17 protein-coding genes are annotated in these 19980 nt (G+C 66.5%); 10 read left to right on the forward strand and 7 right to left on the reverse strand.

All coding sequences use genetic code 11. The features are described 5' to 3' along the window. Window positions 1–94 precede the first annotated feature (94 nt). Window positions 95–520 carry a universal stress protein gene (locus QLQ85_RS18675; RefSeq protein ID WP_282740367.1) on the forward strand — a complete coding sequence of 142 codons (426 nt, stop codon included), beginning with the start codon at window positions 95–97 and terminating at the stop codon, window positions 518–520. A 60-nt stretch (window positions 521–580) separates the two neighbouring features. Next, window positions 581–2248, forward strand: a complete 1668-nt coding sequence (locus tag QLQ85_RS18680; protein ID WP_282740368.1) for a BCCT family transporter — start codon at window positions 581–583, stop codon at window positions 2246–2248. Between the two features lie 79 nt (window positions 2249–2327). Here QLQ85_RS18680 and QLQ85_RS18685 read toward each other — a convergent pair whose 3' ends face one another. From QLQ85_RS18685 to QLQ85_RS18695, 3 genes are all read right to left on the reverse strand, one after another. Next, window positions 2328–3053 (reverse strand): 3'-5' exonuclease, encoded by a 726-nt coding sequence (locus QLQ85_RS18685; RefSeq protein ID WP_282740369.1) that lies wholly within the window; start codon window positions 3051–3053, stop codon window positions 2328–2330. 4 nt (window positions 3054–3057) lie between these two features. Further along, on the reverse strand, window positions 3058–4974 hold the full coding sequence (locus tag QLQ85_RS18690; protein WP_282740370.1) for a DUF294 nucleotidyltransferase-like domain-containing protein: 1917 nt from the start codon (window positions 4972–4974) through the stop codon (window positions 3058–3060). Window positions 4975–5123: 149 nt separating this feature from the next. Continuing rightward, window positions 5124–5510 (reverse strand): DUF4168 domain-containing protein, encoded by a 387-nt coding sequence (locus QLQ85_RS18695; RefSeq protein ID WP_282740371.1) that lies wholly within the window; start codon window positions 5508–5510, stop codon window positions 5124–5126. A gap of 328 nt (window positions 5511–5838) precedes the next feature. Between QLQ85_RS18695 and QLQ85_RS18700 the strand changes: the two genes are divergently transcribed. The 7 genes from QLQ85_RS18700 (at window position 5839) to QLQ85_RS18730 (ending at window position 12830) form a co-directional block, all read left to right on the forward strand. Next, window positions 5839–6780, forward strand: a complete 942-nt coding sequence (locus QLQ85_RS18700; protein WP_282740372.1) for a DMT family transporter — start codon at window positions 5839–5841, stop codon at window positions 6778–6780. A gap of 196 nt (window positions 6781–6976) precedes the next feature. Then, the gene (locus tag QLQ85_RS18705) at window positions 6977–8113 is read left to right on the forward strand and encodes an ABC transporter ATP-binding protein (protein ID WP_282740373.1); all 1137 of its coding nucleotides are present in this window, start codon (window positions 6977–6979) and stop codon (window positions 8111–8113) included. A 147-nt stretch (window positions 8114–8260) separates the two neighbouring features. Next, window positions 8261–9379: an extracellular solute-binding protein gene (locus tag QLQ85_RS18710; protein WP_282740374.1), complete on the forward strand. Its 1119-nt coding sequence runs from the start codon at window positions 8261–8263 to the stop codon at window positions 9377–9379. A gap of 91 nt (window positions 9380–9470) precedes the next feature. Then, the gene (locus tag QLQ85_RS18715; RefSeq protein WP_282740375.1) at window positions 9471–10724 is read left to right on the forward strand and encodes an ABC transporter permease; all 1254 of its coding nucleotides are present in this window, start codon (window positions 9471–9473) and stop codon (window positions 10722–10724) included. A gap of 4 nt (window positions 10725–10728) precedes the next feature. Further along, window positions 10729–11580, forward strand: a complete 852-nt coding sequence (locus tag QLQ85_RS18720) for an ABC transporter permease (protein WP_282721115.1) — start codon at window positions 10729–10731, stop codon at window positions 11578–11580. A 285-nt stretch (window positions 11581–11865) separates the two neighbouring features. Beyond that, entirely contained in the window at window positions 11866–12246 is a 381-nt protein-coding gene (locus tag QLQ85_RS18725) for a hypothetical protein (RefSeq protein ID WP_282740376.1), read from the forward strand. A 92-nt stretch (window positions 12247–12338) separates the two neighbouring features. After that, a complete protein-coding gene (locus tag QLQ85_RS18730) occupies window positions 12339–12830 on the forward strand; it encodes a hypothetical protein (RefSeq protein ID WP_282740487.1) in 492 nt (163 codons plus the stop codon). A gap of 226 nt (window positions 12831–13056) precedes the next feature. On the opposite strand, the gene QLQ85_RS18735 is transcribed toward QLQ85_RS18730, so the two are convergent. The 4 genes from QLQ85_RS18735 to QLQ85_RS18750 form a co-directional block, all read right to left on the reverse strand. Next, window positions 13057–14454 carry a sigma-54-dependent transcriptional regulator gene (locus QLQ85_RS18735; protein ID WP_282740377.1) on the reverse strand — a complete coding sequence of 466 codons (1398 nt, stop codon included), beginning with the start codon at window positions 14452–14454 and terminating at the stop codon, window positions 13057–13059. After that, window positions 14451–15923: a sensor histidine kinase gene (locus QLQ85_RS18740; protein ID WP_282740378.1), complete on the reverse strand. Its 1473-nt coding sequence runs from the start codon at window positions 15921–15923 to the stop codon at window positions 14451–14453. Before QLQ85_RS18740 ends, QLQ85_RS18735 begins: the two co-directional genes overlap by 4 nt. Before the next feature lie 88 nt (window positions 15924–16011). Next, window positions 16012–17187 (reverse strand): PQQ-dependent sugar dehydrogenase, encoded by a 1176-nt coding sequence (locus QLQ85_RS18745; RefSeq protein ID WP_282740379.1) that lies wholly within the window; start codon window positions 17185–17187, stop codon window positions 16012–16014. Between the two features lie 160 nt (window positions 17188–17347). Then, window positions 17348–18643, reverse strand: a complete 1296-nt coding sequence (locus tag QLQ85_RS18750; RefSeq protein ID WP_282740380.1) for an L-fuconate dehydratase — start codon at window positions 18641–18643, stop codon at window positions 17348–17350. A gap of 164 nt (window positions 18644–18807) precedes the next feature. On the opposite strand from QLQ85_RS18750, the gene QLQ85_RS18755 reads away from it, so the two are divergent. Next, window positions 18808–19980, forward strand: coding sequence for a fumarylacetoacetate hydrolase family protein (locus QLQ85_RS18755; protein ID WP_282740381.1), 1173 nt, complete (start codon window positions 18808–18810; stop codon window positions 19978–19980).

Here is a 19980-nt window from a genome sequence, read left to right on the forward strand (position 1 = left end):
CGCACCACACTGGAGAGCATGGAGACCGCATCGATACCACCCACAACAAAAACCATCCACAATAATAGCCCCATAGGGAGCAAGGAGACTGAACATGTATCGCAAGATCATGGTGCCGGTGGACCTGGCACACCTCGACGTTATCGAGCCCGCCCTGAAGACGGTGGCCGATCTGGCGCGTCACTATGACGCCGAGGTCTGTTATGTCGGGGTCACTGCCACGACGCCGGGCAGCGTGGCCAGAACCCCCGAGGAGTACCAGCAGAAACTCGAGACCTTCGCCGAGCAGCGCTCCCAGGTGCACGGCCAGCCCGTCAGCACGCACCTCATCACCGACCCCGATCCGATCGCCGACCTCGACAATCTCTTGATCGAGGCCATCGATGCGGTGGGCGCAGACCTGGTGGTCATGCCGACCCACCCGCCGCAGCACCTGGACGTGCTGATGACATCCCACGGCGGCAAGGTCGCCACCCATACCGACGTGTCGGTGTTCCTGGTCAGGCCCGCCAAGCAGTGAGCGCCTGTCCTCGAAACCGCCCGACAACAAGAACCTGACGAACTGAGGGGAGAACGCTCCATGGAAAAGCATTCTCAAGACGAAGGCGCCGCGGCAGCGAGCCAGCCTTCGGAAGGCATCCCGGCCCCGGAAGGGCCCGCCAACCTGATCGATACCGACTACGTGATCGGTCAGGACAACATCACCGCCAGCCCCCTGGGGATCAACCTCGACCTGCACGGCAAGGTCTTCACCTTCTCCTCGCTGGTGATCCTGTTCTTCGTGATCATCACGCTGGCCCTGCAGGACCAGGTCGAGCCCATCTTCAATGCCATGTTCAGTTTTCTGACCGGGAACCTGTCGTGGTTCTTCCTGCTGGCCGCCAATATCTTCGTGGTCCTCTCCATCGTGCTGATCTTCACCCCCCTGGCCAAGGTTCGGATCGGCGGCATGCATGCCAAGCCGGACTTCAGCTACCTGGGCTGGTTCTCCATGCTCTTCGCCGCCGGCATGGGCATCGGCCTGATGTTCTACGGGGTCTCAGAGCCGATCACGCACTTCGACACCGCCCTCGGCGGCGTTGCCGCGGAGAATGGTGCACGCACCGACTGGGCGCCGCTGGGTGCCGCCGCCGGCAACGAGTCGGGCGCCATTTCGCTGGGCATGGCCGCCACCATCTTCCACTGGGGGCTGCACCCCTGGGGGATCTATGCCGTGGTGGCCCTGGCGCTGGCGCTGTTCTCCTATAACAAGGGGCTGCCACTGACCATGCGCTCGATCTTCTACCCGATCCTGGGCGAGCGCGTCTGGGGCTGGCCAGGGCACGTGATCGACATCCTGGCGGTGTTTGCCACCCTGTTCGGGCTGGCCACTTCGCTGGGGCTGGGTGCCACCCAGGCCACCGCGGGGCTTGGCTACCTGTTCGGCGTGCCCGCCACCAACACCACCATGGTGCTGTTGATCATGGGCATTACCGCCGTGGCACTGGTCTCGGTGGTGCTCGGCGTCGACAAGGGCGTGAAGCGGCTGTCGCAGCTCAACATGGTGCTCGCTGCCCTGCTGCTGCTGTTCGTGATCCTGGTGGGCCCGACCCTGATGATCATCACCGGCTTCTTCGAGAACCTGCTCTCCTATGCCGTGAACCTGCCGGCGCTGTCCAACCCCTTCGGGCGTGAGGACGCCAACTTCAGCCAGGGCTGGACCGCCTTCTACTGGGCCTGGTGGATCGCCTGGTCGCCGTTCGTCGGCATGTTCATCGCCCGGGTCAGCCGTGGGCGCACGGTCCGCGAGTTCCTGATCGCCGTGCTGCTGGTGCCGTCCATCGTCTCGGTGTTGTGGATGACCTCCTTCGGCGGCACCGCCATCGACCAGGCCGTCAACCAGGGCTTCGAAGGCGTCCGGGAGGCGGCCCTCGAGCTGCAGCTCTTCGAGATGCTCGGCCAGCTGCCGCTGACGGCCATCACCTCCTTCGTGGCCATCGTGCTGGTGATGGTGTTCTTCATCACCTCCTCCGACTCCGGGTCGCTGGTGATCGACTCCATCACCGCCGGTGGCAAGGTCGACGCACCCAAGCCCCAGCGCGTGTTCTGGGCCGTTATCGAGGGTGCCATCGCCATCGCCCTGCTACTGGGCGGCGGCCTCACGGCCCTGCAGACCGCGGTGATCACCACCGGCCTGCCCTTCACCCTGGTGCTGCTGGCGGCCTGCTACGCCATCGTCAAGGGCCTGATGAGCGAGCCCAGGGCCTGACCCGACTCAAGCCAGCGACGACGAGGGCGGCCTGCGGGCCGCCCTCCTTCGTTTCGGTACCTGCCTTCCTCCCGAGCCGCTAGCTCCATAACTGCCCCACCGGCGTCTCGGGTGTGTAATGCGCGGCGATCTGCGCCTGCAGCAGCTCGGCGGTGGCCAGGGCATCGGTCAGGGCATGGTGCCCCTGGTAGGCGGGCAGGCCGTAGCGTGCCCGGCTGTTCTGCAGACGGATCGAGACCGGCGGGCGGCCCAGCCAGCGACGAAACCGGGCCCACAGCGACTGGCGATGGATCCGCGCCTCCAGCGACATGGTGTCGATCATCGGGAAACGCAGCCCCTCTCCGAGCCGCGCCCGCACCGCCTCGCTGAGGAAGGGCCGCTCTATATGGCGGTAGTGGACCACCGCCAGGCGTCCGGCCAGGGCCTCGAGCAGGTCGGGAAGTATCGCCGCCAGGTCCGGGGCGGCGGCCACCTCGGAATGGGTGATATGGTGATAGGTCACCGACTCGTGGCTCAGCGGGCGGGACGGCCGCACCACCCAGTACCGCCGCTCGGCGAGGCGGATACGCGACAGGCTGAAGGGCACCAGGCCGATGCTGACGATGGCGTGCCGCCGGGCATCGAGCCCGGTGGTCTCCATGTCCATGGCGACCATGGGGACCTCGGCGATGGGCGTCTCGGCGGCCGGGCAACCGGTGGCGAAATAGTCGGCGAGCAGCGGATGGCGCCTCCGTGCCGCTCGGTCGGCCAGGTAGGCCGGCCAGTCGGACGACGCGCGGTGGCGAGCCGGACGCAGGTTAACCATCGCCCTAGTGCCTCCGGCGGTCGGCGGTGGAGGGGATGGGGTAGCGGAACTTGAGGAACTTCTGGGCATTGCTCAGCACCTGGAAGGCATCCTTCAGGTTGTGCCGCTCGTCGTCGGCGACGTTCCCCGGCTCGATGTTGTTGTCGGGGGCGTGCTCGTGCTGCAGGTCGATCACCTGGTGACGAATGCGCGACATGCTGAGGAACTCCAGGGCGTAGCGCAGCTTGTCGCTCACCCCGGGGGCCAGCAGTTGGGTGCGGTCGATGTCGTCGAGCCGCGAGAAGCTGTTCTGGGCCCGGGAGCCGCAGGCCAGGGCATGGATGCGGATCAGGTCGGTGAGCGGGGCGGTGCCGCGCCGCTTGAGGTTGATCGAGTTGTTGTGCTTGCCGTCCTTCTCCATCACGAAGGTGCGGAAGAAGCCCAGCGGCGGTGTGCGGTTCAGGGCGTTGCGCGCCATCGCCGCGAGAAACAGCGGGCTCTTCGGCGCCAGCTCGGCCACCAGGTCCTGGAGCTGCTCGACGAAGACGTTCTCGCCATACACCGGGTCCAGGTCGAAGAAGATCGAGCTGTGCAGCAGGCGCTCGGGGGTGGGGTCACGGATCCAGTCGCGGAAGTACCCTTTCCACACCGACAGCGGCTGGCGCCACTGCGGGTTGGTGGCCATGATGTCGCCGCTGCAGTAGGGATAGCCGCAGGCATCCAGGCCGTCGCTGACCCGTTTGGCTAGTTCGAGGAAGTAGGCGTCGTGCCGCTCGGGATCGAAATCGTCGGCGAGCACCAGGGCGTTGTCCTGGTCGGTGACGACGCTTTGCTCGTTGCGCGCCATGGAGCCCAGCGCCATGAAGCAGTAGGGCACCGGCGGCGGTCCCAGCTCCTCCTCGGCCAGTTCCAGCAACCTGCGCGTGAAGCTGCGCCCGATGGTGGAGAGCGCACTGCCGATCATCCGCGAGTCGGCGCCGTCCTCGACCATGCGCACGAAGGTCGCGCTAACGTCCGGGGCGAGCCGTGCCAGCCCGGCGGCGCTGGGCTGGCTGTAGATGTTGTTGACCAGGTAGAGGCTGGAGTGGGTCTCGTAGCGGATGATGTCGGAGAGGTGGACGATGCCCACCGGATGGCGGCGGTGCATGACCGGCAGGTGGTGAATGTTATTGCGCAGCATGGTGAGCATCGCCTCGTAGACCGACTCGTCGGACTGGATGGCGATCGGCCGGTCACCGATCACCTCGCCCACCGGCGTGTCGGGCGGCAGCCCCTCGGCCACCACCCGCTTGCGGAAGTCGCTGTCGGTGAGGATGCCGCACACCTGCCAGGCGCGCTCCTCGCTGTCGCGGAAGGTATAGCGCGGGTTGTCGCCGGGTGCATCGAGCACCAGTATCGCCGAGGCTCCGTAATCGGTGATCTGGCGGGCCGCCTCCTGCACCGTGGTGGCAGCCTCCACCATGACCGGGTAGCGCGTGACCAGCTTGCGCACCCGAGTGATCATCATGTCGTTGTTCTTCTTCTGCTGCTCCACCGCGCTCTCGAGACGGGGACGCAGCAACTCGACGAAGTCGGCGAAGAGCTCGTCCTCCTCGCAAAGCCGATGGAAGATTGCCTCGGGGATGAAATAGATCAGGGTGTCTTCCATCGCCCGCACGGGATAACGGACCCGATGGTTCCGCAGCAGGCTGAACTGCCCGAAGATGTCGCCTTCACCACGACGATTGTAGAGCTCGCCGTTGCGGCGGTAGACCTCCACCGCCCCGCTGCGGATGTAGCAGAGCTCGTGGAGTTCCTGGTCGAGGAGCAGGATGTCGCTGCCGGCCTTGAAGTAGGCCACCTCCACGCTACCCGCCAGCTCGTCGAGCAGATCGTCGGAAATCGCATCGAAGGGCGGGAAGCGCCCCATGTGCTGGCGAATCTCCAGCAGTTCAACGTCCATGCGTCAGACTCCGGCAATCGTCTCGGTCCCGACCAGTCTGGGGGCTCGGCCCCGGGCTGTAAAGCCGCCCCATACGACGAGGGCCACCCCGTGACGGGGTGGCCCTCGATACCGCCGGCCCTGGTGGCCGCGGTGAGCGCAGGATTCCCTCAGGAGGGATTCGCCATCTCCTGAACCCGTTGCATCAGCTCGGGGTCCTGCTGGATGGCTTGGCCGATGGCGTTGAAGGTATCCACGTCGAGACCGCTGTCCTCGACCACCTCGACCATCCTGTCGTTGGCTTCCATGCGCACTTCCTGCTGGGAGGATTCGTCCTCGGCAGCCTGCAGACGCTCGGTGTACTCCTGGGAAATCACGGCGATCTCCTGGGAGGCATCGGCGAACTGCTGCAGCTGCTCGTCGGAGAAGTCCTGGGCCGGAGCCGCCGCCTGCGGCTGCTCGGGGGCCTGGGCCGGGTCCTGCTGGGCATGAGCCGTGGCGGTCATCATGCCCGCGGAAAGCAGGGCAGCCGAGAACAGTGCAGTCATCCTTTTCATGAATACCTCCAGGGTGTTGCGGTATGAATGGCTTCCCTGAGACGACGGCGAGCGGACCCCGTTCAGAATTTTTATGTAATTAAATGAAACAAAAAGTACATAAATATTAACAATCGTCTCCATTAAGAGACGGCGTGAGCAGGTGCTCCGCCTGGGGAGGCGCCATGAACGCTTTCTGCACCCATTGGTAAAGTCGATAATGGGATTCGTTATCGAAATGAATCACTCCGCCGGGACATCGTGCTTTGCTAAACCGCGGTGGCACAGTATGGTCGAAGCCGTCTCCATCGATGCCCCTGGACCCCCTGACCCGGATGTCGCTCTCGAAATGACCTCATCGTCCGCCTCCCCGCTCTCCTCGGCCTGGCTGGCCGCCATGCCCATCCTGTTCGTGGCGCTCTGGAGCACCGGCTTCATCGGCGCCAAGTTCGGCCTGCCCTACGCCGAACCCTTCACCTTCCTGTTCGTGCGTTTCGTGCTGACCCTGGCGCTGCTGGTGCCGCTGGTCCAGCTGCTGGGAGGCGGCTGGCCCCGGGGAGCACGGCTGTGGGGGCATATCGCCGTCTCCGGGCTGCTGGTCCACGGCGCCTATCTGGGCGGGGTCTTCTACGGCATCTACCAGGGCATGCCGGCGGGACTGGCCTCGCTGCTGGTGGGGCTCCAGCCGCTGCTGACCGCCGTGCTCGCCGGGCCGCTGCTCGACGAGCGGCTGGCACCCCGCCAGTGGCTCGGCCTGGCGCTGGGGCTCGCCGGCATCACCCTGGTACTCGGCGGCAAGCTGGATCCGGGTGACGGCCTCTTCCAGGGATTCGGCATCGGCGCGCTCGCCAGCGTGGTGGTGGCGCTGGTCGGCATCTCGCTGGGTACCCTCTACCAGAAGCGCCACTGCGTGGGGATGCCGTTGCTCTCGGGTACCGTGGTGCAATACCTGGGCGCCGGGGTGGTACTCGGGCTGGGGGCGCTGCTGTTCGAGGAGCGCCGCATCGACTGGACCCCGACCTTCGCCCTGACCCTGGGCTGGCTGGTGCTGGTGCTGTCGATCGCCGCCATCCTGCTGCTGATGGCGCTGATCAAGCGCGGCGAGGCCTCGCGGGTCGCCAGCCTCTTCTACCTGGTACCCCCGGTGACGGCGCTGGAAGCCTGGATCCTCTTCGACGAGCGGCTACCGCTCCCGGCGCTGGCGGGCATGGCCATCGCCATCGCCGGGGTGGTGCTGGTGGTCAAGGGCCGGGCACCTGCCTCCGAGTCTCCAGGTGCTAGGCGGACGTAGCAGACTTTCCAGGGGGGGTGTGTAAACAGGTGTTCAACGCTAATTGTCCACAGCGGGGATTGCGGTGCTCCCATGCAACCCTTATGGTCGGCATTACACATTAAGTTACAAGAATAAATCATGCAGGCCCCGTGATGCGACCGTACGCCAGGTCGGATCATGCTTTACTCCAGCGGGCCCTCACCAGGGAGTTTTCATGAACGAGACCCTCGCAGTCGAGGAGGACACGATAGCGATGACAGAAGCCTCGTCGTGCTTTGCCCGTTTCGTCAATGTCCAGAAGAGTTATGACGGTGTCGAACTGGTCGTCAAGGGGTTCAACCTGGACATTCGGCAGGGGGAGTTCGTCACCCTGCTGGGGCCCTCGGGCTCGGGCAAGACCACCTGCCTGATGATGATGGCGGGCTTCGAGACCCCGACCCACGGCGAGATCCTGCTCAAGAACGAACCGATCAGCGGCCTGCCGCCCCACAAGCGGGGCATCGGCATGGTCTTCCAGAACTACGCCCTCTTTCCCCACATGACAGTGGCCGAGAACCTCGCCTTCCCGCTGGAAGTGCGCCATCTCTCGAAGGAGGAGATCAAGCGCAAGGTGGCCCATGCCCTGGCGATGGTGCGCCTCGAGGAGTTCGGTGACCGCCGGCCGGCCCAGCTCTCCGGCGGTCAGCAGCAGCGCGTCGCCCTGGCCCGCGCCCTGGTCTTCGAACCCGACCTGGTGCTGATGGACGAGCCCCTTGGGGCGCTGGACAAGAATCTGCGCGAGGAGATGCAGTACGAGATCAAGCGGATTCATGCCAGCCTCGGCGTGACCATGATCTACGTCACCCACGACCAGACCGAGGCGCTGACCATGTCGGACCGCATCGCGGTGTTCAACGATGGCGTCGTGCAGCAACTGGCTTCCCCCGAGACCCTCTACGAGGAGCCGGAGAATGCCTTCGTCGCCTACTTCATCGGTGAGAACAATCGCTTGATCGGTGAGGTGGTGGAGAACAGCGGCGCACGCTGCCGGGTACGCCTCGACAACGGCGACACGGTACTGGCGAGGGCCGTGGCCTCGGGAGAGGCCGGGTCGCGCACCACGCTCTCGCTGCGCCCGGAGCGGGTCGATATCCTCGTCGGCGGCGAGGGCACGGACCACGACAACCGGTTCCACGGCGAGGTGATGGAGGTCATCTATCTCGGTGACCACCTGCGCACACGGCTGCGTGTCTGCGGCAACGACGAATTCATCATCAAGACGCCCAACGCCAAGGGACACCCGGCGCTGACACCGGGGCAGACCATCGAGGTCGGCTGGTCCTGGGGCGACTGTCGCGCCCTGGATGCCTGAGGGCGTCTCGGCGAGATGTCGTAGCGAGACCGAGCAGAGAGGAAGGACAGGGTTGCGGCCCGAGGCCGGCGGGAGTGCCGGTGGATCGATGTCACACGAACGAACAACGATGTCACACAAACGAACAACAAGGCGTGGAGAAGCAGCATGACACAGCAAGACATCAACAGTCGCAAGGGACGCCTGGGCATCGCCATCGCGATGGCGGGCATGACCGGCCTTGGCCTGGCGGCCACGGTCCAGGCCCAGGAGACGCTCAATATCGTCTCCTGGGGCGGGGCCTACAGCATGAGCCAGCAGAAGGCCTATCACGAACCCTGGATGGAGATGAACGGCGGCGAGGTCGTCAACATCGACCGCAGCGGCAACGCTCTGGCCGGGCTGCGTGCCCAGTTTCAGGCGGGCAACGTCACCTGGGACCTGGTCGACATGCTGCCGTCGGATGCCATGATCGCCTGCGCCGAAGGGCTGCTCGAACCCCTGGACCATGACGAGCTGCTGGCCGACGCCCCCGACGGCACCCCGCCCAGCGAGGATTTCGTCGACGGCGCCCTGGGCGAGTGCTTCGTCGCCTCGATCGTCTACTCCAACGTCGTCGCCTTCAACACCGAGATGTTTCCCGAGGACAACCAGCCCAGCACCATCGCCGATGTCTTCGACCTGGAGAACTTCCCGGGTAAGCGGACCCTGATACGCAAGCCGATCAACAACCTCGAGTGGGCACTGGTGGCCGACGGCGTGGCACCGGAAGACGTCTACGACGTGCTCGAGTCCGAGGAGGGCATCCAGCGTGCCTTCGCCAAGCTCGACACCATCAAGGACGAGGTGATCTGGTGGGAAGAGGGCGCCCAGCCGCCGCAGTTGCTCGCCGACCAGGAGGTGGCCTTCGGGTCGGCCTACAACGGCCGCATCTTCAACGCCATGGTCACCGAGGACCAGCCCTTCGAGATCATCTGGGACGCCCAGGTGTTCGAGCTCGACGGCTGGGTGGTGCCCACCGGCAAGCTCGACAAGGTCAAGGACTATCTCTACTTCGCCACCGATACCCAGCGCCTCGCCGACCAGGCGAAGTACATCTCCTACGGCCCGGCGCGGAAGTCCTCGGCGGAGTTCGTCTCGACCCATGCCGAGACCGGCATCGAGATGGAAGAGCACATGCCGACCTACGGTCCCAACTTCGCCACCGCCATCCAGAAGGATGACGAGTTCTGGGCCGACTACAACGACGAGCTGACTCAGCGCTTCGACGCCTGGCTGGCCCAGTGAGGCCGCGCCGCCACCCGTCTCGCGGGTGGCGGCGCCCGTCGTTCCCGCCGATGCATTCCGATCGCTTTCTTCGCTCGATGGAGAGGCCTGCGTGTCCGAATCACCCCCTGCTTCCCTGACCACCGCCGATGGCGTGCCGCTCAAGGTCAGCCTGCGCCGCGCCGTGCGCCGCTCGAAGGTCAAGGCCTTCCTGCTGGTGTCGCCGTTGCTGCTGTTCCTGGTGGTCGCCTTCGTCATGCCGATCTTCGACATGCTGTGGCGCAGCGTCGACAACCCCGAGGTCTCCACCCAGCTGTCGCGTACCGTCGCGGCCCTGGAGGGGTGGGATGGCGAGTCGCTACCCGACGAGCCGGTCTTCGCCGCCCTGGTGGAGGACCTGCGCGAAGGCCAGGCGGCCCGCAACCTCGGGCTGCTGTCGAGCCGCTTGAACTACGAGAAGTCCGGCATGCGCTCGACGATCACCCGCACCGCGCGATCGTTGCGCAGCGTCGAACCGCCTTACCGCAAGTCGCTGATCGAGATCAACGACACCTGGGGGGAGCTCGACACCTGGAAGCTGATCCAGCGCGAAGCCTCGCCCTATACACCCTCCTACTACCTGGCGGCGGTGGATCGCCAGTTGACCCCTGACGGCGAGCTCGTCAAGGTGCCGCCTCATCTCGAGATCCATGTGTCACTGTTCTGGCGCACCTTCTGGATGAGTGCCGTGATCACCGGCCTGACCCTGCTGCTCGGCTACCCGGTGGCCTTCCTGCTCGCCAACCTGCCGCTGCGCCACTCCAACCTGCTGATGATCCTGGTGCTGCTGCCGTTCTGGACCTCGCTGCTGGTGCGCACCACCACCTGGATCGCCATCCTGCAGTCCCAGGGGGTGCTCAACGACATGATGGTGGCCATCGGGGTGATCGCCGACGAGGCGCGCTGGCAGATGATCCACAACAAGACCGGCACCATCATCGCCATGACGCATATCCTGCTGCCGTTCATGATCCTGCCGCTCTACTCGGTGATGAAGACCATCCCGCCGAGCTACATGCGTGCGGCGCGCTCGCTGGGCGGCAAGCCCTTCCTGAGCTTTCGTCGGGTCTACTTCCCGTTGACCATCCCGGGCATCGCCGCCGGCGGCATCCTGGTGTACATCCTGTCGATCGGCTACTACATCACCCCGGCGCTGGTGGGTGGTCAGTCCGGTCGTTTCATCACCAACTACATCGCCTACCACATGCAGACCTCGCTGAACTGGGGGCTCGCCGCGGCGATCGCCTCGATCCTGCTGTTCGTGGTGGTGGTCTTCTATCTGGTCTTCAATCGCCTGATCGGCGTCGACAAGGTCAAGCTGGGGTAATCCGATGGCCATTCCTTCCTATGCCACCCGTGGCGAACGCCTCTGGCACTACGTCTTCCTGGGCCTCTGCGCACTGATCTTCCTGTTCCTGATCGGGCCGCTGCTGGTGATCATTCCGCTGTCGTTCAACGCCGAGCCCTACTTCACCTTCTCGGAGGCGATGCTGCGGTTCGATCCAGCCGGCTACTCGCTGCGCTGGTACCAGGACTTCTTCACCTCCAGCGCCTGGCTCGGTGCCATCAAGAACAGCTTCATCATCGGCATCGCCTCGACGATCCTGGCGACGGTGCTCGGGACCATCGCGGCGCTGGGGCTCTCCAGCCGTCACATGCCGGCCCGGGGAGCCATCATGGCGCTGCTGATCTCGCCGATGATCGTGCCGCTGATCATCTCCGCCGCGGCGATGTTCTTTTTCTTCTCCAAGATCAACCTGGCCCAGACCTACCTGGGGGTGATCCTGGCCCATACCGCCCTGGGCATTCCCTTCGTGGTGATCACGGTCACGGCGACGCTGTCGAGCTTCGATACCACCCTGATCCGCGCCGCCCACAGCCTGGGCGCCAACCCAACCCGGACCTTCTTCAAGGTGGTGTTGCCGTTGGTCACGCCCGGCGTGGTGTCGGGGGCGCTGTTCGCCTTCATCACGTCCTTCGACGAGGTGGTGGTGGTGCTGTTCATCGCCGGTCCCGAGCAGCGCACCATGCCGATCCAGATGTGGTCGGGCATCCGCGAGCAGATCAGCCCCACCATCCTGGCCGTGGCCACCCTGCTGGTGGTGCTCTCGATGCTGCTGCTCACCACCCTCGAGTTGCTGCGGCGTCGCGGCGAGCGGCTGCGGGGACTCTCGCCCGGCTGATCTCGGGGCCAGCACTCGATGACGACGGGGAGGCATCCAGCGGATGCCTCCCCGTCGCTTTTTGACGTTGCTCCGGTGCCGCGAGCCGGTCGTGCCCGCCGCGATGAGGCAGTCCTGACCCATGTGTCAGTTTGCACCAGCGTATCAGCCCACCTGGCAGGCGAGGAGAGGGCTGCAGGATCTTTGCTTTCTCATGATATTAAAGGTTCTTTATTGAAATGACCGAGACTGGCATGCCTTGTGCTGCTTCAGGGTGAACATGGAACGACAGGGGGGACCTTTCACATGACGCACGACAAGCAGACTCGTATCCCCGGCACTGGACGCCGCCTGGCAGCCGCCGCCTCCATTGTGGCGCTGTCGTTGGGCAGCCTGGCCCTGGCCGGTTGTGACAACGACGACGACATGCCGCCGCTGGAGCAGGATGCTCCCATGGAGGAACCGGCTCAGGATCCCGGCATGCAGGATGGTGCCGGAGAGAATGAGGAGCCCATGGGGAGCCAGGAACCGATGGAAGAGGAGCCCATGGGGAGCGATGAACCGGTGGAAGAGGAGCCCATGGGGAGCGATGAGCCGGTGGAAGAAGATGAGCCGGTGGAAGAAGAGGCCCCCATGAGTAGTGATGAACCGACGTTGGGTGACGAGGAGGAACAGGAAGACTCCTGATGATGGTTGCCCGACTCCACGCATGCCGGCCGTCGCGGCGGCCGGCGACACAAGCTGTTTCTCCAGCGAATGGAAGTGAATGGAGGTGCAAGATGATGTCTCAGGACTTTCTCAAGAAGCTCGGTGTTCTCGGTGTTTCCTTCGGCCTGATGGCTAGCCCGCTGGCCTTCGCCGATTTTCACGAAGAGGATCCGGCGGCACCGGCCGACCCCGCGGCGCCGGCTGAGCCGGCAGACCCGGCGGCCCCGTCCGATCCGACCATGGATCCGACTGCCCCGGCTGACCCTGCCGATCCGGCTGCTCCGGCCGATCCGGCGGCACCGGCCGATCCGGGGGCGCCGGCTGACCCGGCGGCACCGTCCGATCCGACCATGGATCCGACTGCCCCGGCCGATCCGGCCGCACCGGGGGAGGCCGCACCGTCCGATGAGCCCGGCTTCGGCGATGGCGGCGAGCCCATGCCGAGTCCCGATCCCGGCGCCGGCGCGCAGAGCGATCCCACGAACGATCCGATGATCGAGGAAGAGAACGAGGAAGAGGAGTGGGACAATCCCGCAGGAGATGACGAGGACAGCAGCTGGTAAGCAGCTGTAGGGAGCACGCCCCGGTGGTTACCACCGGGGCACTCCAGGGATGGAGGCTTCAGGGAAGAGGCTTTTCTTGACGAAACCTCTTGGCGTCGCATGGCGCGGTCGGCGGTCCCGCCGCCATCCCCTCAGCTAGCCGCTGACCGAGTTGACGCCCCGTCGGCCCTTGCTCCCCGCAAGGGCCTTTTTTGGTTCCAGGCAGGCACCTCTCGGGCCGGTCGTCTTACTCCTCCTCTTCCAGGCGGCGATAGAGGGTGCGCCTGGCGATACCGAGGATATCGGCCGTGCGGCGCTTGTTGCCGCCGGTGGCCTCGAGCACCTTGCGGATATAGCGCTTCTCGACGTCTTCCAGGCTCGGCCAGCCCTGTTGCGCGGCGCTCGGGGCCAGGGCATGGCTGGCCTGGGCCTCGCTGGCGCTGCGGCGCTGCTCTGCTCCATGGCCACGGATGCGCTCGGGCAGGTCGGCGTGGCTGAGCCGGCCACCTTCGGCCAGTGTCACGGCGCGCATGATGGCGTTCTCCAGCTCGCGCACATTGCCCGGGTAGGGGTAGCAGAGCAGCGCCTGGAGCGCGGTGGGGTCGACCTTGTCGATGGTCTTGCCCTGGGCCTCGGCATGCTTGTCGATCAATGCCGCGACCAGGCGATCGATGTCGCCGTTGCGCTCGCGCAGCGGTGGGATGCGCAGCGAGAAGGTTTCCAGGCGATAGAAGAGGTCACTTCTGAAGTTGCCGTCCTCGATCTCCTGCTCGAGGTCGCGGTGGGTGGCGGCGATGATGCGTACGTCCACCGGCTCCTCCCGCTCGGCGCCCACCGGGCGTATGGTCTTCTCCTGCAGGGCGCGCAGCAGCTTGGCCTGTAGCCCGGGCGACATCTCGCCGATCTCGTCGAGGAACAGGCTGCCGCCATGGGCGGCCTGGAACAACCCCTGGCGGGAGTCGCCGGCACCAGTGAAGGCCCCCTTCACATGGCCGAAGAACTCGCTCTCCATCAGTTCCGCGGGGATGCTGGCGCAGTTCACCCCGATGAAGGGGGCATCGGCGCGGGGGCTCTCGGCATGGATGGCCCGGGCCAGCAGCTCCTTGCCGGTGCCGCTCTCGCCGAGTATCAGGATGGGGGCATCGCTTCTGGCCAGGCGGGCGGCGTCGTGAAACAGCGTCTGCATCGTCTCGCTCTCGCCGACGATGCCGTGGAAGTGGTCGGGGGGGGCATCCTGACGGAAGCGCGCGGCCAGTCGGCGATGCTCGAGTACCCGGTAGACCGCCTCGCGCACCCCCTCCAGGTCGAGCGGCTTGGTCAGGAAATCGTCGGCGCCGATCTTCAGCGCCTCTACCGCCTGGTCGATGGTGCCGAAGGCGGTGATCACGATGAAGCCCACTGGGTTGCCGTCCGCCCGTAACTGCTCCAGCAACTGCATGCCGCTCATGCCGGGCAGGCGCACGTCGCTGATCACCAGGGCCACCTCACTGTGACTGAGGGTGGCGATGGCCTCTTCGGCGCTGCCTGCGCCGAGGGTCGGATGACCGGCGTCCTGTAACTCTTCCTCGAGCAGCTCGAGGATTGCCGGATCGTCCTCGACGATCAGGATGGGGGCCGGGGGGGGAGAGGCGTGCTTCCGCGTCACGTCACGCTTCCTCGTTCGATGATATCGCTGTGCATGGTGTCGTACAGCGGCAGGCCGATCTCGAAACCGGCACCGCCCAGTTCGCTGTCGAATACGCCAATGGTACCGCCATGGTCGTTGATGATGCGATGGACCATGGAGAGCCCGAGCCCGCTGCCCTGGCCCACCGGCTTGGTGGTGAAGAAGGGATCGAACACCTTCGACTTGTCGGTATCGAGGATGCCAGGGCCATCGTCTTCGAGCCACAGGCGAAGCTCATCGCCTTCCACCCGAGCGCGAAGGCACACCCGGTGGACCTCGTCGGCCTGGGTCGCGTTGCGAAGCAGGTTGGTCAGCACCTGGATCAGCTGCTGGCCGTTGACCAGCAACTGCGGCGTCGGCTCCGGCAGGTCCACCTCCAGGCGAATGGCCCGTCGTTCCAGGTCCTCCTCGACCAGCTCCCGCGCCGACTCGATCAGGGCATCCAGCGGCAGGCGCTCCTTCTCGACGTTGTGGCGACGCCCGAGCTCCATCAGTTGACGCACGATCTCGACGATGCGGTCCACTTCGCCGCGGATGCGATCGAGACGGGCACGCTCGTCGTCGCCGATCGCACCGTGGCGCGCGAGGCGCTGGGCCTGGCCATTGATCACGGTGAGCGGGGCGCCGATCTCGTGGGCCACACCGGTGGCCAGCACCCCCAGCTCGGCGAGCTTGCGGGACTTGCGCAGCCGCTTCTCGAGTTCGATCTCCTTGAGCCGGCGCGCCTCGATATCGGCGTCCTTTCCGGCCATGGCATCGAGCATGCCGTTGAGGGCGCCGGCCAGGCGACGGTACTCCTGGGGGCCGCCGATCACGGCACGCTGGCTGCGGTCGCCTTCCTCGACCCGGGCCATCACCGCCAGCAGGCGGTTGAGGGGTTGCTCGATATGGCGGCGAAAGCCCCACCAGATACTGAACACGATACCGCCGGCACCGATGACGAAGACCAGCCCCGCCAGCAGGCTGATGAAGCCAGTATAGTTCTCGATACCGGTGTTGAGCCGGTTGACCTGCAACACGCCGCGAATCTCGCCGTCGGGCGTGGTCAACGGCAGCAGGGCCGAGTAGTAGGTCCAGCCATCGTGCTGGCGGTAGTGGCCGGAGAGCTCGCCGGCGTCGACCACGGCGCGGATGTCCTCGGCGTCGAACAGTGCCCTGCCGAGGCCCAGGCCATAGATCTCCTCGCCCTCGGTGTCGAAGACATAGGCGCCGTAGATGCGGTGGAAGGAGAAGGCCGAGTGCAGCGACTCCTGCAGTGCTACCGGGGTGTCGCGTTCCATGGCATAGCCCAGCGAGGTACCGATGGCGTGGGTGATGATCTGCACCTCGGTCTGCAGCTTGGAGCGTACGTTGTCCTCCAGTGACTTGATCGCGACCAGGCTGAAGACGACCAGAATGAGGAACAGCGGCACGATGACCGTGAGGATGATGATGTTGCGCAGGCGCATGGCATTATCCGATCGGGTGGGCGGGAGCGGGGCGCGCGGATGCCGGCCAGCCAGGCGACGGCGGCCAGGCTGGCGGGCGCGTCGATGGTCAGTCGGCAGGCACCAGCCGGTAGAGGCCGCCGCGCGCAGCGTCCTCGAGCAGGTAGAGGTAGCCGTCGTGCCCCTGGCGCACGTCGCGGATGCGGCCGATCTGGCCGTCGAGGATCACCTCGCTGCCGGTGGCGGCGCCCTCTTCCAGATCGAGGCGGATGAGGCGCTCGCTGAGCAGGCCGCCGGCCAGCAGGTCGCCCTGCCACGCGGGAAAGGCATCACCGGTTACCTCGGCCAGCCCGGACGGCGCGAAACGCCCCTCGAAGACATGCACCGGGTCGCGCATCCCGGGGGCACTGTCACGGCCGATACGCTTGTCACTCGTGTAGGCGAATCCCAGGGATACCTCGGGCCAGCCGTAGTTCTCGCCGGGTTCGAGGCGGTTGAGCTCGTCGCCGGTGCGTGGCCCGTGCTCCGTCGACCAGGGGGTGCCGTCGGCGGCCACCGTCAGCCCCTGGGGATTGCGATTGCCGAGGGTGTAGAGCTCGTCGAGGGTCGTCTCATCGTCGACGAAGGGGTTGTCCTCGGGGACGCCACCGGTCTCGGTCAGGCGCAGGATGCTGCCGGCATGGTCGCCGCCATCCTGGGCTCTGGGCGGCTCACGGCCTCGATCGCCGATGCTCATCAGCAGGCTGCCGTCGGGTAGCCAGGCGAGCCGCGAGCCGTAGTGGCGGCCGGGATCGGAATAGCGGCTCTGGACGAACAGCTCCTCGACCTCGGCCAGCGCCTCGCCGTCGAGCCTGGCACGACTCAGGGTGGTGGCGGTGCCGCCGTCGCCGGCCTGGCTCCAGGTGAAGTAGAGCCAGTCATGGTCGCCATCCCCGTATTGCGGATGCAGCACCACATCCAGCAGCCCGCCCTGGCCGCGGGCATTGACCTCGGGGACGCCGTCGAGGTGGGTGATCTCGCCGGTCTCGTCGATCAGCGCCAGGCGGCCGGGGCGTTCGCTGACCAGGTAGCGGCCGTCGGGCAGCATCGCCATGGCCCAGGGGTGTTCGAGGCCGGAGGCGACACGCTCCAGGCGCAGGTCATGGTGGTCGGTGGCGATGCGCTCCTCGAGCACCTCGACGGCCTGGGCCGGGGCGGCCAGCAGGGCGCCGCTTAGCAGCAGGGCGGTCGACAGTGACGTGGTCGACGGCAACGAACTCCGCGGCGGCTTCACTGACCTGTCCATTCCGTTCTCCCTTTGCGTGATTTCCATGGCAGCGCGGCGTGCCCCTACCAGCATGCCCCTACCAGCATAGGGACTCTCTCGGGGGCGTGGTGTTCCCGGCTGCCGTGGTGCGGCGGAGCCGGGGCCGCCGGGGGCGCTTCACCGCCGAGCCGAACAGCGACTACCGGGCCCAGGCGGCGCCGCCGGGATAGGCGTGGCGGGAGAGCGACTCCGGGTGCATGGTGATGCCGTAGCCGGGGGCTCGCGGGGCCTGGTAGCGGCCGTTGCGGATCACCACGGGATCCACGAAGTGCTCGTGCAGGTGGTCGACGTACTCGAGGATCCGCCCCTCCAGGGAGCCGGAGACGGCGATGTAGTCGAACAGCGAGACATGCTGCACGTACTCGCACAGGCCCACGCCGCCGGCATGAGGGCAGACCGGCACGCCATACTTGGCGGCCATCAGCAGCACCACGATGACCTCGTTGAGCCCGCCCAGGCGGGCGGCGTCGATCTGGCAGTAGTCGATGGCGCCCGCCTGCAGCAGCTGCTTGAACATCACCCGGTTGTGGCAGTGCTCCCCGGTGGCGACGCCGATCGGCGCCAGCCGGCGGCGGATCTCGGCGTGTCCCAGGATGTCGTCCGGGCTGGTCGGCTCCTCGATCCACAGCGGGTCGAACTCGGCCAGCTCGCGCATGTTGGCGATCGCCTCGTCGACGTCCCACACCTGGTTGGCGTCCATCATCAACGGGCGTTCCCAGCCGATCTCCTCGCGCAGGATTCGTGCCCGACGGCGGTCCTCCTCGAGGTCGCCCCCCACCTTCTGCTTGAAGTGGGTCCAGCCCTCCGCCAGGGCCTCGCGGGCCAGGCGCCGTACCTTGTCGTCGGGGTAGCCGAGCCAGCCGGCCGAGGTGGTATAGGCGGGGTAGCCATGCTCGAGCATCTCTCGCTCCCGCGCTGCCTTGCCGGCGGCATGGCGCCTGAGCAGGGCCAGGGCCTCGCCCGGCGTCAGGGCGTCGGTGACGAAGCTGAAGTCGAGGCAGCTCACCAGCTGCTCGGGCGACATGTCGACGAGCAGCTTCCAGACCGGCTTGCCTTCCGACTTGGCCCACAGGTCCCAGATGGCGTTGACGATGGCCGCGGTGGCCAGGTGGATGGCTCCCTTCTCGGGGCCGATCCAGCGCAGCTGGCTGTCGCCGCTGGTCAGGTGATGCCAGAAGTCCCCCATGTCCCGCGTGATCGAGGCCAGGGTGCGCCCCTCGATCAGCGGCGCCAGCGACTCCACCGCCTTGACGCAGATCTCGTTGCCGCGGCCGATGGTGAAGGTGAGGCCATGGCCCTCGAGGCCTGCCTCGGTGTGCAGCGTGACGTAGGTGGCGGAGTAGTCGGGGGCCGCGTTCATGGCATCCGACCCGTCGAGCGAGCGTGAGGTGGGGAAACGGATGTCCTGTACGTCCAGGCGGGTGATCGAGGTCATCGCGGTTGGCTTCCTTGGTGGTGGCGTCATGGTGACAGCCTAGATGGGAGGCGCGATAACCCTCCACTCGAAAGTTGTGGCACGCTGCTCGACGAGCGTCGCCGTCGGGGGCCCGTGACCCCGGCCGGGAGGCTCTCCCTTCCACCGTCATGACAGGAGCCACCATGCAAGCCATCACCCCGAGTCACTGCCTGCCCGAGGACCTCGACCGCGCCCTGCTGGTCGGCCGGGTGTGGCGCGACACCCCGCCCCCCGGGCCGGCCATCGTGGTGGTCCGCGACGGTCGGGTGCATGACATCTCGGCCCGCGTCGCCACCATGGCGGACCTGCTCGACCGTGACGATGCCGCCGCCTTCGCCGCCGGAGCCGAAGGCGAGGACCTGGGGCCGGTCGAGGCCCTGCTGGCCAACTCCCTGGCCGACCCCGGGATCACCCCCCGGCTGCTGGCCCCCTGTGACCTCCAGGCGATCAAGGCCTGCGGGGTGACGTTCGCCGTCAGCCTGCTCGAGCGCGTCATCGAGGAGCAGGCCGCCGGCAGTCCCCGGCGTGCCCATGAGCTCCGCCAGGAGATCCAGGCGCTGATCGGCGGCGACCTGTCGCAGATCCGTCCCGGCTCGCCGGAGGCCATGGCGCTCAAGGCCGAGCTGCAGGCCAAGGGGGCCTGGTCCCAGTACATGGAGGTGGGCATCGGTCCCGATGCCGAGGTGTTCTCCAAGGCCCAGCCGCTCTCCTCGATGGGCCTCGGCGACCGGGTCGGCCTGCACCCGGCATCACAATGGAACAACCCCGAGCCGGAGATCGTGCTGGCGGTGGACCCCGGCGGCACGCCGCGTGGTGCCAGCCTCGGCAACGACGTCAACCTGCGCGATATCGAGGGGCGCAGCGCCCTGCTGCTGGGCAAGGCCAAGGACAACAACGCCTCCTGCGCCATCGGCCCCTTCATCCGCCTGTTCGACGACCATTTCACCCTCGACAGCGTGCGCCAGGCGCGGGTCGCACTGCGCATCGAGGGCGCCGACGACGGCTTCGTGCTCGAGGACGCCAGCGACATGCGCGAGATCAGCCGCGACCCCCTGGAACTGGTCGACCAGACCATCGGTGCCCACCATCAGTACCCGGACGGCTTCATGCTGTTCCTCGGCACCATGTTCTCGCCGATCAAGGACCGCGATGGCCGGGGCCAGGGCTTCACCCACCATCTGAACGACCGGGTGACCATCGCCACCCCGAGCCTCGGCGCCCTGGTCAACGTCGTCGATCGCAGCGATCGGCTGCCGCCCTGGACCTTCGGGTTGCGCGCGCTCCACGCCCACCTGGCCCGCCGCCGCCAGGGCTGA

This window comes from Halomonas kalidii (assembly GCF_030010475.1).
Taxonomy (GTDB): Bacteria; Pseudomonadota; Gammaproteobacteria; order Pseudomonadales; family Halomonadaceae; genus Halomonas; species Halomonas heilongjiangensis.